The organism is Nocardia sp. CC201C (assembly GCF_030010695.1).
In the GTDB taxonomy this organism is placed as follows: Bacteria; Actinomycetota; Actinomycetes; order Mycobacteriales; family Mycobacteriaceae; genus Nocardia; species Nocardia otitidiscaviarum.
Map to the genome: position 1 here is coordinate 1 of NZ_JASCXP010000126.1, position 17,045 is coordinate 17,045.

Consider the following 17,045-nt stretch of genomic DNA (forward strand, 5'->3'; position numbering starts at 1 on the left):
CAGACCGCCGTTTCTCGTTGCCACGCCGGTTGATCGGCGGGCTGGACCGGGGGCGCCTCGTCCTGGAACACGTAGCCGAGTGAGAACTCCTTGGCTTGGTACATGGCCGAATCCGCCTCGCGCAGTAGGTCGTACACGGTGGTGTCGCTGCCCCGTCCGCCGCTGCACGCGACACCGATACTGGCCGCGATCCGGACCTCCGCCGCACTGAGCTCGAACGGTTCACCGAGCGCGGCCAGCAGCCGCTCCGCCAGCAGGGTGGCCTGCTGCCGCCCCACCGGGGTGAGCACCACGAATTCGTCACCGCCGTAGCGGGCGGCGGCGTCGTCGCGCCGGATGATGCGCCGAATCCGCGCCGCCGCATTGGCGATCAACTCGTCACCCACCGCGTGCCCGTAGCTGTCGTTGACCCGTTTGAACCCGTCCAGGTCGATGAACAGCAGCGCCAGCGGCGCCTCACCCCAGCGCTCGCGATTGCGATGCAGCGCCCGCAGCAGTGCCGCGCGATTGAGCAGTCCGGTCAGCATGTCGTGATCGGCCTGATACTGCGCCCGCCGCTCGCTGCGCGCACTGCGTTCGATGGCGCGCTCACTGCGCAGCAGCATTCCGGCCAGCAGCAGCGCGAACAGCGACGACACCACCAGCCGGTCCACCGGATCCAGGCTCGAACCCACCACCGGCACCAGTGACGCCACGATGAGCACGGTGGCGATGATGCTGGCCCGCTGCCGTGACCGGTGCGACAGGATGCGCCGCGGTTCCCCGAGCGTGACCATGGTGGGGTGCAGGGCCGCCACCCCGATCAGCGTGTACGCCAGTTGCAGTGGCACCAGCAGGATCTCGTGCTCGATCACCGCCGATCCGGCCGTCTCCAGGTTGTAGCCCAGATCGCCCGCCAGAATGATCAGCATGGCCAGGTGCACCAGACGCAGGGAGTATTCCGAACGCGCCGAGGTCACCACCGAATGTGCGACCACGGTCAGCATGAGCGCGTCCACCACCGGGTAGGTCGCGGCGGTCAGCGTGGTGAACGAGATCCGCTCGGCCGCGTGCAGGATCGGCGAGATGAGGAAGGTCCACGAGGCCAGCAGCGCACCCAACCCGATGAGCGCGGAATCCAGCAGCAGATCGTGATCGGTGCTGCGCTTGCGGGGCCGCAGCCACAGCACCGCCGCCGCGCCGATACCGCAGTATCCGGTGAGCGTGAACAGGTCGTCGAACGGATGCGTCTGCGAGTGCGTGACATCCCGCAGGACCGTCCCGATGGTGAACTGCACGGCGGAGATCGAGAGCAGATACCACGGCAGCGGCTGCGGGGGTGCGTAGCGGCGCAGCCCCACCCCGATCATGGTCACGCTGGCGATGACGGAAACGCTGAGCGTGAACACACCGAAGGAGCGGGAAGCCAGGAGCAGCAGCAGGGTCAGCAGGCAGAGCAGGAATCCGAACAGCACGGTGCGCCAACAGGATCCGAATAGTCGACCGGACCTCTCCGTTGGCCCTGCCTCCCTGCCCACCAGCCGCCCCCTTGTGTCCGCTCCGTCCCCGATGAAGCCGCCACTTCATCGTAGGTCCGCGATTCCTCCGCCATGAGGTCACCCGGTGCGCACTGGGCGCGGCTCGTTGGGGGGTGAGGTGAACCCCGTGTACGGCCATACGGTCCCGGGTAGCAGAGTCGATCATGTCACGAAAACAAGCTTCCCGTATCGGACTTGGACGAACACGTAGGACTGCTTTTCGCAAGGTTCGCTCTGCATGCTGCACTGTGAGGCTTCGACTTCGACGGGCAGGCGTGTGACCCGCTGCCAGGCGTGTCCCGCACGATCATCACCGGCGCTACGGACTGGACAGTTAGTATTCGCCGCACGGTTGTTCGTCTCCGCCCGATCGTCTCGTCAGGAGAGCTGTATGCCGTTCCACGTCGCCGGTTCCGCCGACACCCTCACCGCCGTACTCGCCGACGGGCAATTGCGGCTGGATGCCGATCCCGTCGACTACGCGCTGGTGGCGCTGTATTTCCTCTTCGTTCTCGGCATCGGTCTGCTGGCCCGGCAGCGGGTTTCGTCGAGTATCGACTTCTTCCTGTCCGGACGTTCGCTGCCCGCCTGGGTGACCGGTCTGGCCTTCATCTCCGCCAATCTCGGCGCGGTCGAGATCATGGGCATGTCCGCCAACGGCGCGGAGTACGGCATGCCGACCATGCACTACTTCTGGATCGGCGCGGTTCCGGCCATGCTGTTCCTGGGCGTGGTCATGATGCCGTTCTACTACGGCTCCAAGGTGCGCAGCGTCCCGGAGTTCATGCGGCGACGCTTCGGACCGGGCGCGCACCTGGTCAACGCGCTCAGCTTCGCGGTGGCGCAGGTGCTCATCGCGGGGGTCAACCTGTACCTGCTCGGCACCATTCTCAATGTGCTGCTGGGCTGGCCGCTGTGGGTGTCGGTGATGGCGGCGGCGGTGATCGTGCTCTCCTACATCACGCTGGGCGGGCTGTCGGCTGCCATCTACAACGAGGTGCTGCAATTCTTCGTGATCGTGGCCGCGCTGCTGCCGCTGACACTGGTCGGTCTGCACAAGGTGGGCGGCTGGGATGGCCTGCGCGACAAGGTGATCACCGGTCCCGGCGGTGCGCAGCAGGTCGAGGCATGGCCGGGTAATGAGCTGTCCGGTTTCGCGAACAACTTCATGTCCGTTCTCGGCATCGTGTTCGGCCTGGGCTTCGTGCTGTCGTTCGGCTACTGGACCACCAATTTCGTCGAGGTGCAGCGCGCCATGGCGACGCACTCGATCTCCGCCGCGCGGCGCACGCCGATCATCGGCGCGTATCCGAAGATGTTCATCCCCTTCCTCGTCGTCATCCCGGGCATGATCTCCGCGGTGCTGGTGCCGCAGATCGTCGACCTCAAGGCGCGGACCGCGGCGAATCCGGACTACCAGGGTGACACCACCTACAACCAGGCGCTGCTGTACCTCATGAAGGACACGCTGCCCAACGGGCTGCTGGGGGTGGGACTGGCCGGACTCCTCGCGGCGTTCATGGCCGGTATGGCAGCCAATGTCTCGGCGTTCAACACCGTGTTCAGCTACGACCTGTGGCAGCAGTACGTGGTCAAGGACCGGGAGGACGGGTACTACCTGCGCGTTGGCCGCCTGGCCACCGTCGGCGCGACCGTCGCCGCCATCGGCACCGCGTTCATCGCCGGGAATTTCGGCAATATGATGGACTATCTGCAAACGCTGTTCAGCTTCTTCAACGCACCGCTGTTCGCGACTTTCATCTTGGGCATGTTCTGGAAGCGCATGACACCGGCCGCCGGATGGGCGGGCCTGGTGGCCGGAACCGCCTCCGCCATCGTCGTTTTCATCCTGCACGAGGCCGGTGCCTTCCATTTGTCCGGGCAGGGTTCGAGTTTCGTGGCGGCGGGCGTGGCGTTCGTGGTGGATATCGTGGTCAGCGTGGTCGTCACCCAGGTGTCGCAGCCCAGGCCCGCGGCGGAACTGGTCGGCCTGGTCTACTCCGAGACTCCCAAAGAGGTGCGCACCGACCCGGAATCGGACACGCTGCCCTGGTACCAGCGACCCGTCCTGCTGGCCGGTATCGCCCTGGTCATCGTCATCGCCCTCAATATCTTCGTCGGCTGACCGCACCCGCCGGATAGGAAAGGCCCGCCATGCTGTTCGATATCCGCACCATCGTTGGCGCACTGCTCGCCTGCTACGGCCTCATCGTCCTGGTGACGGGCCTGACCTACGACGCCGCCGAACAGGAGGCCAAAACCGGCGGCATCGACATCAACCAATGGACCGGCATCGGCATGCTCATCGCCGCCGCCGTCTTCTTCACCTGGGTCCGCCTCCGCCCCGTCCAGGTCCCACCCACCCTGCCGGAGGACGAGAAGCCCGCCGAATAGCTCCGCGTCGGAGAGGCGCGCGGGCGCGTCGCCCGCGTGTCCGCCGCGGCATCGGTAACGAACGATCGCCGCACTCCCGACACACAGACGTGGATGGAAGACGACGCGGTCCTCGTCCCCGTCGCCGCCGGTCGGCACCGTGCCACCGGAAAGCATCACCGAAGGTGAGCCAATGGAGTACTTCGCGCCCCGCTCGCTCGAACTCGTCGACTGCTCGGTCGAAGTGGAGAACCTGACCAGACTGGACCTCTCGAACGTGCTGGCCCTACACCGGGATTGCGATCCGGGTATCTGCTCCCTGCATTCCCGCGCCGCATCCCTGCTCGGCATCGCCCACGGCCCGGCACCCGCGCGTCGTCACCCGCGGTTACCGAACCACTGAGGTTCGAACCGCGCTGGCGGCAGCGCGGTTCACCCGCGTGTCTTCGGTGGTTTCGGGTTCGATGTCGTCATTCCGGAAGTGAAATCACCGAGGCGGCGCTGCCTTTCGTTCCGACGGACGAATCGTCAGGCCGATGGGTGCGGGTTCCGCGCGGCAGTCACAGGCCGGGGTGGCTGCCGACGGTCGTGTGGCGCGGATGTCGAACGATGGGGGAGTACCGACCGGTTGCATGGTTGACAAATCGGCACGACGGCGCAGCCGGGCGGCGCGGATGCCGTTGGCGATGACGAAGACCTCGGCGAGTTCGTGGATGAAGACCACGGTGGCCAGGCCGAGGACGCCGGTGGCGGCGAGCGGGACCAGCGACAGCACGATCGCGGCCGACAGGCCCATGTTCTGGAGCATGATCGCGCGGGCGCGGCGGGCGTGCCGGACGGCGTGCGGCAGTTGGCGCAGGTCGTGCCCCAGCAGTGCGATATCGGCGGTCTCGATGGCGACATCGGTTCCCATGGCGCCCATGGCGATTCCGATATCGGCGGTGGCCAGCGCGGGGGCGTCGTTGACGCCGTCGCCGACCATGGCGACCGCGCCGGGGCGCTCCCGGCGCAGCCGGGCGATGTGGTCGGCCTTGTCGGTGGGAAGCAGTTCGGCATGGACGTCGTCGATACCCGCCCGTGCGGCGAGCGCGGCCGCCGTGCGGGCGTTGTCGCCGGTCAGCATGACCACCCGCACCCCGGTCCGGTGGAGGTCGGCGACGGTGTCGGCGGCCTCGGGGCGCAGTTCGTCACGGATGCCGACCAGTCCGATCAGGGCGTGATCGTATTCGAGCAGCGCGACCGTCGCACCGGCGTCCTGGAGTCGATCGACATGGTCGGCGAGTGCGCCGGGACTGATCCAGCCGGGCTTGCCGAGGCGGGCCGCCCGCCCGTCCACGATGCCCTCGATCCCCGCACCGGGAACGGTGGTGACGTCCCGTGCGGGTGCGGTGGGTGCGGGTGCGTCGGCCAGAATCGCGGCGGCGAGCGGATGTTCACTGCGCGCCTCCAGCGCGGCGGCAAGCGCGTGGACCCGTTCGCGGGAATGGTCCGCGGTGGGAACGATCTCGACGACGGTGGGCCGGTTGCGGGTCAGCGTGCCGGTCTTGTCCAGCGCGACCGTGCGCACCGCGCCCAGCGCTTCCAGTGCCGCGCCGCCCTTGACCAGCACCCCGAGCCGGGTGGCGGCGCCGACCGCGGCGATGACGGTGACCGGCACCGAAATGGCCAGGGCGCACGGGGCGGCGGCCACCAGCACCACCAGCGCACGTTCGAACCACAGCGCCGGATCGCCGAAAACAGCGCCGAGCGCGGCGATTCCGGCGGCGAGCACCATGACCGCGGGCACCAGGGGGCGGGCCAACCGGTCGGCCAGCCGCTGCCGGGAACCCTTGCGCCGCTGGGCATCCTCGACCACGCGGACGACCTTGGCCAGCGAATTGTCCGCCACGGTAGCGGTCGCCCACACCACCAGCGCGCCGTGGGCATTGATCGACCCGGCGAACACCGCGTCACCCGGGCCGACCTCCACCGGCACCGACTCCCCGGTCACCGCGGCGGTGTCCAAACTCGAACGCCCTTCGCGCACCATGCCGTCGCTGGCGATCCGGTCACCCGCCCGCACCAGCATCAGGTCCCCGACCAGCAGTTCACCGGGCTCGATGGTGGTCTCGCGGCCGTCGCGCAGCACGCGCACCCGTTCCGGCACCAGGGTGAGCAGCGCCCGCAACCCCTGGCGGGTGCGCGCGAGCGAATAGTCCTCCAGGGCTTCGCTGATGGAGAACAGGAACGCCAGCATCGCCGCCTCGGCGAACTGCCCCAGCGCCAGCGCGCCGATCAATGCGATCGTCATCAGCGTGGCGACGCCGATCCGCCGCCGCGGCAGTGCCCGCACCGCAGCCGGTGCGAAGGTCGCCCCGCCGACCGCCGCCGCTGCCAGGTGCGCCGCGGTCGCCCCGGCCTCGAAACCGGACCAGCCCGCCGCGAAACCGCCCAGCAGCAGCACCCCCGCCACACCGGCCAGCCGGAGTTCCCGCACCTGCCACAACCGCTGCGGGCGTTCGCCTCCGGCATCCGGCGCGGCCGCGTTCCCGCGCTCGCCGGGGCCTTCGTCGATGCCGCAGCACCCGTCGCTCATCGTCGCACTCGCTCTCGTATACTCAGCAGCAGTCCTGGGCTTCGGCGGCGGGGCAGCACGCGGGGTCCACCGCCAACACCACACCCAGCAGATCCCCCAGCGCGGCCGCGATACGCCGGTCGGCCAGCTCGTACCGATTGCGCCGTCCCTCCGGCACCGCCACCACCAGACCGCACCCCCGCAGGCAGGCAAGGTGATTCGACAGAATCTGCCGCGACACCCCGATCCGCTCCGCCATCTCCGACGGATACGCGGGTCCGTCCCGCAGGCTCAACAGGATCCGGGTACGCGTCGGGTCGGACAGCGCATGCCCGAACCGAGCCAACGCGTCCGAGTGCAGCAGGGTCTCCATAAACCCTGACGTTACATCAGAATCTGTATACAGAAAAGCATGAACAATCTATGCCGCTGCCGGGTGACGGCGCGCCGGCTACGGCGCGGCTTGGACGGGCCGGATCCGCACGGCCGTACCGTAGGCCGCCACCTCGCTCATGGTGCCCGCGATCTCATTGCAGTCGAAGCGCATGGCCACAATGGCATTCGCCCCCAGCGAGATGGCGTGCTGGCACATGCGCATGATCGCCTCGTGCCGGGACTGGTACAGCAGCTGGGTGTACTCGTGAATCTCCCCGCCGCCCAGGGAACGGAAGGTCGCGCCGATATTCGACCCGATACTGCGACTGCGCACCGTCAACCCGGCCACCTCCCCGAAAACCTGCACGATGTCCTGACCGGGCACATCGTTCATGGTGGAGACCAGAATCGGGAACTGCGGCCCCGGCTGCTGCTGCGGGTAGGGCTGCTGTGCGTACGGTTGCTGCGGCGGGTACTGCGGCTGCTGCGGCGGCATGGGATGACTCACAGATCCGCAGCGTACGGGGGCGATCGGCGTCGGCGCTTCCCGGGCACGCGACCCAGCGGCGAGCACCGGAGCTGAATCATCTGGCGATCCCGTTCGCGCGGATCGAATCCGTGACCGTCGTCCATCTCGATGGGGCGCGCTCGGCTGCGGGGTGGCGTGGTCGAACGCCGCCGACGCGGTACGACTGGCCGAGCGGTGGCCCGAGGGTGTCCGCACCGAGGAGCGGTAACCCCGCCCGGTCGGTGGCCGGGCGGGGTCGGTCTCGTCTCAGTCGGCGGGCTGGGGGAGCGGTGCGTTGATGGTGTTGAAGTAGTCGATGATCGACGCCACCGCCACCGGGGCGGTGATCAGCACTGTGCCCGCGATGCCGATCAGGCTCGCGCCCGCCGCCGCGCCGACCAGGCAGCCGACGATCGGGCCGGCACCGAACAGCGTGGCGACGACGCCCGTCGCGATCGTGCCCGCGACCGCGCCGAGGGCGCAGCCGACGAGACCGCCCAGCACGGTCGTGGTCAGCCCGGCCAGGGTGCCCGCCAAACCGATGCGGGAGGTCATCCGGGACCAGGCGGCCTTCTCCCGCTCGTACTCGTTCTTGAACTCGGCCTTGTCCTCGAACGGCAGCGAAACAGGCTGGTAGACAGCATGTTCGCGGTCGATCTGCGGCGTCAGGGTCGCGGTGTGCCCGGAGACCTCCGCGGCGACGGGGAAGACGAAATCGTCCACCCGCACCCGGAGAGGCGCGCCCGCCATGACCGTGCCGTCGGGCGACTTGATCGCCAGCACACCGTTCGCCACCTCGAGAGAACCGATATCGGTGGCGAGCGTCAGACTCCGCTCCTGCGCCTGGTAGGAGACGTTGACCGGCGCGGGGCCGGTCGGCGCGTCGGCGTGGCCGGTGCCGGTGGCTACGCCGAGGGCGGCGACGAGCAGGGCCGAGGTGGCGGCGAACTTGTTGATCTTCATCAGGTGAATTCCTTGGATTGTCGCGCAGGGTCCAGCGCGCCGCCTCCATGCCAGTGAACAGGCGACGTGACCCTGAGGATGGACGGACCGCACCGGCGGCACGGCGGGGATGCCGTGTCGCCGCGGTGCAGTCGGAGTTGAGTTAGGCCGAGGCCCGGCGGCGTGCGATCAGACCGACCACCACGTCCACGACGAGGAAGCCAAGCACGCTGAGCCCGATGAGCGGAGCGAACCAACCCACCACCACGGCCGCGGCCGCGAACGGCAGCAGCAGCCACAGCGGCGTCTGCCGCAGCACCCCGCGCCGCGGCGCCTTGCCGACAGCGAAAGCCTTGGCGTCCTTGGTCGGCCGCCGCCGCCACCACATGAGGTAGCCGCGCACGATCACCGTGATCAGCCCGACCATGACGGCCAACAGCAACAGCTGGTTGGCCAGGCCGAACATCAGGCCCATATGGAACTGGATACCCCAGCTGGTCAACTTGGCCGCGAGCGAATAGTCCGCGAACCGCAGCAGGTCGGTGACCTCACCGGTCGCGCCGTTCACGGCGATGGAGTCGGTGGTGAGCACCCCGGGCATCCGGCGTTCCTTGGCGATGAACGCCACGCCCTCCGCCGCCGGAATGCTGATCTCCACGGGTGATTCGATGCCGTTGGCGCGCACCACGCCGTACACCAGATCGGCCTGCTCGATCGCCTTGCCAGACGGCGAGGCCGCCTCCGGGTCCGGCATGGCGTGGTGGGAATGATCACCGGCGGCGGGCGCGGACGGCGTCGCGGCACCCGGCAGCTCGGAACTCACCTTCGGGGTGGTCCAGCTCATCTCCTCGCGGATCTTCGAGATGTTCTCACCGGCGTAGGTGGACCAGGTCATACCGGTCACCGACAGCAGCAGCACGATCGGCAGAATCCACACGCCCACGGCCGCATGCCAATTCAGCGAACGGCCACGCGGGCGGGAACGATCCGGCCACAGCAGCCAGCGCGCGGACCGGCGCTCGCGCCGAGCGCGCACCCGCCGGATCCACAGCACCAGCCCGGCCAGGGCGATCACCCACAGCCAGGAGGCGGCCAGCTCGCTGTAGAGGCGACCCGGTTCACCCAGGTGCAGGTCACGGTGCAACTGGTCGATCCAGGTGCGCATGGGCAGCGCACCCGAGCTGCCGTAGACGACGCTGTCGCCCAGCGGCTCGGCGGTCACCGGATCCACGAAGACGGCGCGCCGCTCGGACGCTCCGAGTGTCGGGTCCGTGAAGATCACACGGGTGGTGTCCCCGGTGCCCTGCGCCGGGGCGACCGCCGCCAGCGCCAGGTCCGGCTGCTGCGCGACAGCGGCGCGGATCTGATCCGACAGCGGCTTGACCGGGCCGGTCGAATCGGTGTGCAGCAGGCCCCGTTCGGTGATGTTCTCCAGGGTCGGGGCAATGGCGTAGAGCGCGCCCGTGACGGCCGCGATCAGGATGAACGGGGCGACGAAAACGCCCGCGTAAAAATGGAGTCTCAGCATCAGCGCTTGAAAAGCGCCGCCTGCTCTCTTCTTACCGCCCGCGGATTCGACGGATGAATCCGTTTCCGGGGTAGGCGAAATAGGCGGTGTCGTCTCGACACCGCTATCCGTGGTGGTCACTAGCGGACTTTCTGTTCGAGGGGCAGCCTGGATGCGCGGAATACCGCATGCCGCATCGGCATACGTGGACAGCGCGATCACACGGACGGGAAAATCCGTGTTCCGGGCAAGAAAGGAGAATCAGCCTCGAACGAGAACGGGTGGCCCGCGGGTGCGCAGTGCATCGGCGGCGAAGAGCCGCAGCACGATCCGATCGCGGTGCTCGATGGGCAGCGCGGGCGGCCCCGCGAGCACCGGCAGCACGACGGGTGCCGGCAGCACCCGCGCCATCACGGCGGTGACGATCCGATAGGCGGCCTCCGCGCCCAGGATCACGACAGCCGCGGCGACGGCGGCCACGATATGCGCCAGCAGCATGGACGGCGTCCACACCGACTGCTGGTGGTGATGCCCGCCGCCGGCACCCCACGACATGGCGAGGTGGCCCAGCAGCTGTCCACCCACCAGCGCACCCACCAGCCCGACGGCGGTGGTGCGCAGCGAGCGCACCCCGGCGGTCAGCGCGCCCACGGCGGCACAGCCCGCGATGAGCAGTGACAGCGCGCCGGAATCGGGGGCCATGGCGCCGGAGGCCCAGCCGTGCGCGGCGACGGCCAGCGCCCCGGAAATCGAACCGGCCGCCCCACCGCGCAATACCGCGGCATCACCGCGGAAATGCGCCGTAGAGCGGCCGGACTCGAAACTCACCCGCTGATGATAGCGGTCCCTGGATTCCGGACTCCACACCCGCTACCCGCCGGGGTGCGGATGGAGTGGTCGCGTCGAATTACTCCGCCGGAACTTCCATTTCGACCAGCGGTTTGCGCAGCAGTTTGCCGGTGGCATTGCGCGGCAGCTCGTCGAGGAAGATCACCTCGCGCGGCACCTTGTAGCGCGCCAGGTTCTCCTTCACGAAATCCTTGATCTCCTGGGCATCGCGCTGGGAATCCGGACCCGGAACCACGATGGCGCGCAACCGCTTTCCGAAGTCGGCATCGTCCACGCCCACCACGGCCGCCTCCAGCACGTCGGGGCGGTTGGAGATGAGGTGCTCCACCTCCTGCGGGAAGACGTTCTCGCCGCCGGAGACGATCATGTCGTCGTCGCGGCCGTCGATGAACAGCAGGCCGTCGGCGTCGAAGTGACCCACGTCGCCCGAGGACATGAGGCCGTCCACGAACTCCTTGGTGCGGCCGTCGGTGTACGCCTTGAATGAATGCGCGTTGCCGATGAAAATGGTGCCCGTCACGCCCGGCTTGGTGATGAGCTTACGGTTCTCGTCGTACAGCGCGAGGGTGATGCCGACCGGTGGGCGGCCCGCGGTGGTCGGCGACTTGCGCAGCTCATCCGGGGTGGCCACGGTGATGACCGCGCATTCGGTGGAGCCGTACAGGTTGTAGAGCGTCGGGCCGAAGTAGTCCAGGCTGCGGGTGACCACGTCCGGCGGGATGGCCGAACCGGCGGCGAAGATGACGCGCAGCGACGCCTTCGGGTTGTACTTGGCCAGCACCTCGGGCGGCAGGTCGAGCATGCGCTGCAGCATGGTCGGCACCACGGTCAGGCCCTGCGCCCGGTACTTCACGATATTGGCGATCGTGAGCTCCGGGTCGAAGCGGCGCTGTTGGAAGACCACCTTGTTGCCCAGTGCGATGGACAGGGTGAACTGCGACAAGCCGGTGCCGTGGAAGATGGGCGCGGCCATCACCATGGTGCCGTTGCGCGGCAGCGGAATTCGATCCAGGAACTGGGCCGAGATGAACGGACTCACCTTGTCGCGCGGCGCACCCTTCGGGGTACCGGTGGTGCCGGAGGTCAGGATGACCATGCCGCCCGGCTTCTCCGGGGGTGCGATGGGCGCGCTGGACTGCCCCTGCGACACCGACTCGATGGTGGGGATGGCCGGATCGGCGTTGTCCTTCTCGTCCACCCAGGTGAGGATGCGCGGAATGTCCTCGGGAATGGCGCTCATGAGCTCGAAGAACTCACTGTCGTGCAGCACCGCCTTGACCTGCTCGCGGGCCGCCACATCGGCGAACTGCGGCTTGGCGAAGCCGGTGTTCATGAGGACGGCGCGCACCCCGAGCTTGCCGGTGGCGAGCAGGCTCAGCACCATGCCGCGATGATCGCGGGCCAGCACCGCCACCACATCACCGGGCCGCAGCCCGCGCGCGCTGAGTCCGCGCGCGAAGGCGTTGGACAGTTCGTCGAGCTGCTTGACCGACAGCTCACCGCGCTCGTCGATGATGGCGGCGTGCGGGTTGGTCTGCGCGGCATGCATGACGACGCCGGCGAACGGGCCGAACTTGAGCACGTTCAGCGCGGATTTGACGGCATGATCGGGGCGCAGTGGATTGAACAGGCCCCGCTTCATCATGGCGTTCACGCTGAGCGCCGTGTCGCTGACCTTTTTCAACGCGCCGTTTGCCGTCGGACGGGCAACTGACATGGGTACAACCATTCCCGCGATCCCCCTGCCGGACGAGTCGGCCGGGTGGACCGCGACATCGAGATCCAGTGCGCTTGCAGCCTAGCAAGCGCAGGCAGAAAGGTTGTGGCTCAGGTCTCTGTTACCTCAAGTAGCGCTTAATGCGGTCGGAATGTGACCCCCGGCTACACCTCGTACTCGACCAGCACGCGCCGCAGCAGCTTGCCGGTGGTGTTGCGGGGCAGGTCGTCGAGGAAGATCACCTCGCGCGGCACCTTGTAGCGGGCCAGATTGCCCTTCACGTACGCCTTGATCTCCTCGGCGTCCGGGCTCGCGCCCGGTTCCGGAACGATGAAGGCGCGCAAGCGCTTTCCGAACTCCACATCGTCCACGCCGACCACCGCCGCGTCGAAGACGTCCGGCCGCTCCAACAGCAGGTTCTCCACCTCCTGCGGGAAGACGTTCTCCCCGCCCGAGACGATCATGTCGTCGTCGCGGCCGTCCACGAACAGCAGGCCGTTGTCGTCGAAATGCCCGACGTCACCGCTGGACATGTACCCGTCGATGATCTGCTTGTGCCGCCCGTCGGTGTAGCCCTCGAAGGGTGCGCCCGAGCGGATGAAGATACGGCCGGTGACATTCTTGGCGTGGATGCGCTTGTCGTCATCGTCGAACAGCGCGACCTCGCAGGTCAGCGGCGATTTGCCCGCTGTTCCCGGTGCCTTGGCCAGATCCTCTGGCCGCGCCACCGTCGCCACCGCGCATTCGGTCGAGCCGTACAGATTGTACAGCACCGGCCCGAAAACCTCCTGCGTGCGCACGCTGAGCTCGGGCGACAGCGCCGAACCCGCGATGACGATGCCTTGCAGCGACGAGGTGTCGTACTTCTCGCGGATGGCCGGATCCAACTCCACCATGCGGTGCACCATGGTCGGCACCGCCACCAGCATGTCCGCCTTGTGCTCGTCGATCAGTCGCAGCGTGCGTTCCGCGTCGAACCGGCGGACCAGCACCACCTTGTTGCCCAGTGCCGTGCCGACCAGCCAGGTGCCCATGCCGGTGCTGTGGAAGATGGGGGAGACGATCACCATGGTGCCCTGGCGCGGGAAATCGATACGGTCCACCATCTGCACGGTGCCGATCGGGCCGACCTTGGTGCGCGGCGCGCCCTTGGGCAGGCCGGTGGTGCCGCTGGTGAGAATGATGAAACCGCCCGGCTTCTGCGGGGCGGGCAGCCGCTCGGTGGAGTTCTCCGCCATCAGCGTGTCGAGCGTCGTCGCCCCCGCCGGGACCTCGTGCCCCTCGTCCACCCAGGTGAGTACGCGCGGCAACTCCGGCGGCAGGGCGTCGAGCAGGCCGAGGAACTCGCTGTCGTGCAGCACCGCCTTGACGTTCTCGCGGGCGCACACCTCGGCGAACTGTGGCTTGGCGAATCCGGTGTTCATCAGCGCCGAGCGCACGCCGAGCTTCCCGGCGGCCGCCAGCGAGAGCAGCAGCCCGCGGTGGTCGCGGGCCAGGATGCCGATCACCATGCCCGGCTGGATGCCCATGGCCTGGAGTCCCCGGGCCACCGCCGTCGAGCCCTCGTCGAGTTCGCGGTAGGTCATCTCGCCGCGTTCGTCGGCCAGCGCCGGGCGGTCCGGCCACACCCGCGCGGCATGCTGCACCATGGTGGCCTGCGGCCCGAAAACCTTGGCCTCCCGCATGGTTCGCAGGGTTTCCATGGGATTGCGGGGATCGCTGATGCCGACCTCCCGCAACCGCCCCAGACCCTTGATCACCTCTCCGGTGTGGGTCATGCGCTGCTGCACCGAATGCAGAATCGAGGCCATCTCGATCAACCTCCGAACTCGTGGTCGTGCCGGTTCGACGCCGCACGACACCCTGCGATTGGCGCAACGGTAGCAGCGGAGTGTGACCGACGTTACAGAAATCCGGTCAGATCGGACAACGCGGCCGGGTGCGTCCACCGACCAGGCGTTTTGCCGCGGCGGGCCGGGTGAAGCGATCCAAGGGGTGACCGGCGGGTGCTCGCCGGTGGTTACATGGACCGGGTGACCGATTCCACGGAGTTGCTCTTCGGTGTGTACGCGGCGGGGCAGGTCAGCACGGTGGCCGGGCCGCCCGACGACCGCGCCGCCATCGCGGATCTGGTGCGACGGCTACCGGGGGACGCGCCGTTCGTGGTGCGGGAGTACCTGCACTACCTGGGTACTCCACCGGACCCGGAACGGGCTGCGGTCCTGCACCCCGAACGCGTCTACGGCGAGCTGACCATGCCGGATCGGTGGTATCTGGAGGGGCACCGGCAGTTGGACCTGGTGCTCTGCTACCTGCCCACTGCCGTCGACGTGGACGGCTGGCTGAATTTCATCGACCGGGCCATCGACCGGTACGGGCGGATCGTGCGCTACCTCCAGATCACCCTGGAACCCAATTTCGACATCCCGTGGATCGACGGCAGTTCCCCCGGCGTGGTGGCGGCCCTGGTGCGCGGCATCGCGCATGCGCGCAAGGCGCTCGACACGGTGGGCCTGGACGCGGTGCGCATCGGATTCTCGGTGGCCGAATCACCGGACTGGATGGGCGGTGACGCGGCCTTCTGGGAGCAGTTGGCGGCCGTACCCGCACACGAATTCGCCGACCTGGTCGACTATGTCGGGCTGGCGCTGTATCCCGATGCCTTCTCCCCGGTCGCACCGCACGGCTCGCCCGGCGATATCGATTCGCAGGTGAAGCACGCCATCCGGCAGCTGCGCGAGGAGTCGCTGCCCAAGGCGCACATAGAATCTCACGTACCGATCCACATCTCGGAATGCGGCAGCATCACCGGCCCGGAGCGCACCCCCGAACGCCAGGCCGACAGCATCGACCACCTGGTACGCGCCGTCGCGGCGGTGCGAAGCCGCCACCACGTGACTCATCTAGAGCTCTTCGGCCTGCGCGACGCCAACTCCGATCAGCCGGAACCCATGGCGCAGTTGGGAATCGCGACCAGCGACTACCGCCCCAAGGCGGCTTTCGAGACCTATCGCCGCCTGGTGGAGGAGTTCAGCGCCTGACGCTCGGCCCCGGACCCCTGAAACTCACGGCTGCCGAATCGGATTGCTCCAGGCCCGGTTGCCCGCCACGTCGGTGACCGTCACCCGCACGTACGAGCTGCGCGCGAACATGTCCAGCGGCAGCCGACACTCGGTCAACCCGTCACCCATTCGCCACTGCGCCCCGGGAACCGATCCGGTCACCACGATCTTGTGCACCGGCGAGCATCGAATCCCGATCCGCCCGCCCTCGATCTCGATGGCGTGAATCTCCGGCCCGGTACTGGAGTAGTAGTGCCCGGCCTTCAACGCGATCAGCAAAGCATCAGGATCGAGGGATTCGGCACGCACCTGCACCCAGGCATCGCGCCCGGCCGGATCCTGCGGCTGGAAGTGACAGTCGTCGGCCGCATACGCGTCGAGCCGATACCCCCGCCCCAGCAGCACATCATAGAGATGCAGACTGTCCCCTCGATCCTCCCGCGCCGCAAGCGAATTGAACACCTCCACCGCATGCGCCGCATCCAGCGTCGCCGCATCCTCGACGGTCGACAAAGCCGCCGCCGGATGCGCCATCCCGATGAAAGCCCCCGCCGCCCGCGCCCGCCGCGCCAACTCCGGCCCACTCTCGGACGGCTCCGGCGGCGCGAACCCCACCGGCAACCCCACCGCGACAATATGCCACCTACTGGCGAATTCCGTCCGCGGAGCCTCCAACTCGGCCCCGAGCAGTGTGGTGAAACCGTCGGTTCGAAGGACCCGCGTATCCGTGAGTGGAAACCCGTACTCCGGACGGAAATGGTCGGTGACGGCGACGAAGTCGTACCCCGCCTCCCGATACCGCCGACAGACCTCCTCCGGTGCCAGCGCGCCATCCGACCGGTTCGAGTGACAGTGCAGATTCCCCCGCCAAAAGCGCCCCGGCATCTCGAAGATCGACATCTGCCGATTGTAGAGGCGGTGTTGTGTGGTGCGCCTCGTGGTGAGCTGAAAGACTCAAAGTGCTTGTTGCGTAATAGAATATGTGGTGAAGCGCGCCATCACAATCGCCGCGGCCGGTATAGCACTCACCGGTTTCGCTGCCGGAACCGCGGCGGCCGGAACGGTCGAAGGCGGCACCTACCCCAATCGCGCGGCGTGTGAGAGCGCCGGGCAGGCCCGTCTCGGCGGCACGATCATCGGCTACCGCTGCAGCGCCACCGCCCCGAACCCCAACACCGACGGCTACTACTACGTCCTTCGTCTCGAAACCAAGGACGCCAACCGTCCCTGTCAGAACGGTGGCAGTGGTTCCGCCGCCGCTTCGGTCGAGTTGATGTGCCTGTTCGGATCTCGCTGACCGCGTGCTCGAACTAGAAAGCCGGGCGCGCCCCAATCGACGCGTGTCCGGCATTTTCGCTGCGCCTGGTCGTGATCTGGCTGCGGCGGCTGCCGTGTCGTGGTGCGGTGGCTGGGGCTTACCACCGTGTCGTGGTGCGGCGGCTGGTAGCCCGTCCGCAAAGGGTGTGGTGGTGGGCTTATTGCCGTAACGGTGGCGGTGGTAGCCCGGCGTCCTGCCTGACGCGCAGCCGGTGGATGGCGGGGCCGAGGAGTTCGTCGCCGTGGTGGCGGTGGTTGACCCGCCGCCCCCGTGCCGGGTCGTGGTGAGTCGGGGGCCGCCACCCGGTACGACCCGGATACCGG

General features: G+C 68.1%; 15 protein-coding genes. 5 read left to right on the top strand and 10 right to left on the bottom strand.

The annotated features are described in order from the left end of the window. Positions 1 to 1,454 (bottom strand): GGDEF domain-containing protein (locus tag QK444_RS15455; RefSeq protein ID WP_282780927.1); only part of this gene is annotated, 1,454 nt, incomplete at its 3' end. Positions 1,455 to 1,908: 454 nt separating this feature from the next. Here QK444_RS15455 and QK444_RS15460 point away from each other — a divergent pair. From QK444_RS15460 to QK444_RS15470, 3 genes are all read left to right on the top strand, one after another. After that, positions 1,909 to 3,642 (top strand): sodium:solute symporter family protein, encoded by a 1,734-nt coding sequence (locus QK444_RS15460; RefSeq protein WP_282780929.1) that lies wholly within the window; start codon positions 1,909 to 1,911, stop codon positions 3,640 to 3,642. A 29-nt stretch (positions 3,643 to 3,671) separates the two neighbouring features. Next, a complete protein-coding gene (locus tag QK444_RS15465; RefSeq protein ID WP_282780931.1) occupies positions 3,672 to 3,911 on the top strand; it encodes a hypothetical protein in 240 nt (79 codons plus the stop codon). Positions 3,912 to 4,083: 172 nt separating this feature from the next. After that, positions 4,084 to 4,293, top strand: a complete 210-nt coding sequence (locus QK444_RS15470) for a hypothetical protein (RefSeq protein ID WP_282780933.1) — start codon at positions 4,084 to 4,086, stop codon at positions 4,291 to 4,293. Between the two features lie 84 nt (positions 4,294 to 4,377). On the opposite strand, the gene QK444_RS15475 is transcribed toward QK444_RS15470, so the two are convergent. The 8 genes from QK444_RS15475 to QK444_RS15510 form a co-directional block, all read right to left on the bottom strand. Further along, a complete protein-coding gene (locus tag QK444_RS15475) occupies positions 4,378 to 6,465 on the bottom strand; it encodes a cation-translocating P-type ATPase (protein WP_282780935.1) in 2,088 nt (695 codons plus the stop codon). Between the two features lie 22 nt (positions 6,466 to 6,487). Further along, positions 6,488 to 6,817, bottom strand: a complete 330-nt coding sequence (locus tag QK444_RS15480; RefSeq protein ID WP_029931816.1) for a metalloregulator ArsR/SmtB family transcription factor — start codon at positions 6,815 to 6,817, stop codon at positions 6,488 to 6,490. Positions 6,818 to 6,895: 78 nt separating this feature from the next. Further along, the gene (locus QK444_RS15485) at positions 6,896 to 7,228 is read right to left on the bottom strand and encodes a YbjQ family protein (protein ID WP_039809584.1); all 333 of its coding nucleotides are present in this window, start codon (positions 7,226 to 7,228) and stop codon (positions 6,896 to 6,898) included. Between the two features lie 366 nt (positions 7,229 to 7,594). After that, positions 7,595 to 8,290, bottom strand: coding sequence for a hypothetical protein (locus tag QK444_RS15490; protein ID WP_282780936.1), 696 nt, complete (start codon positions 8,288 to 8,290; stop codon positions 7,595 to 7,597). Positions 8,291 to 8,432: 142 nt separating this feature from the next. After that, positions 8,433 to 9,797 carry a PepSY-associated TM helix domain-containing protein gene (locus QK444_RS15495; protein WP_282780938.1) on the bottom strand — a complete coding sequence of 455 codons (1,365 nt, stop codon included), beginning with the start codon at positions 9,795 to 9,797 and terminating at the stop codon, positions 8,433 to 8,435. Between the two features lie 240 nt (positions 9,798 to 10,037). Next, the gene (locus tag QK444_RS15500) at positions 10,038 to 10,604 is read right to left on the bottom strand and encodes a hypothetical protein (protein WP_282780940.1); all 567 of its coding nucleotides are present in this window, start codon (positions 10,602 to 10,604) and stop codon (positions 10,038 to 10,040) included. 79 nt (positions 10,605 to 10,683) lie between these two features. Beyond that, positions 10,684 to 12,342, bottom strand: coding sequence for an acyl-CoA synthetase (locus QK444_RS15505; protein ID WP_282780942.1), 1,659 nt, complete (start codon positions 12,340 to 12,342; stop codon positions 10,684 to 10,686). Positions 12,343 to 12,506: 164 nt separating this feature from the next. After that, positions 12,507 to 14,153, bottom strand: a complete 1,647-nt coding sequence (locus QK444_RS15510) for an acyl-CoA synthetase (RefSeq protein WP_282780944.1) — start codon at positions 14,151 to 14,153, stop codon at positions 12,507 to 12,509. 222 nt (positions 14,154 to 14,375) lie between these two features. Between QK444_RS15510 and QK444_RS15515 the strand changes: the two genes are divergently transcribed. After that, on the top strand, positions 14,376 to 15,383 hold the full coding sequence (locus QK444_RS15515) for a hypothetical protein (protein ID WP_282780946.1): 1,008 nt from the start codon (positions 14,376 to 14,378) through the stop codon (positions 15,381 to 15,383). A 24-nt stretch (positions 15,384 to 15,407) separates the two neighbouring features. Here QK444_RS15515 and QK444_RS15520 read toward each other — a convergent pair whose 3' ends face one another. Further along, a complete protein-coding gene (locus QK444_RS15520; protein ID WP_282780948.1) occupies positions 15,408 to 16,304 on the bottom strand; it encodes a CehA/McbA family metallohydrolase in 897 nt (298 codons plus the stop codon). A gap of 85 nt (positions 16,305 to 16,389) precedes the next feature. On the opposite strand from QK444_RS15520, the gene QK444_RS15525 reads away from it, so the two are divergent. Beyond that, on the top strand, positions 16,390 to 16,701 hold the full coding sequence (locus QK444_RS15525) for a hypothetical protein (RefSeq protein WP_282780950.1): 312 nt from the start codon (positions 16,390 to 16,392) through the stop codon (positions 16,699 to 16,701). Positions 16,702 to 17,045 lie beyond the last annotated feature (344 nt).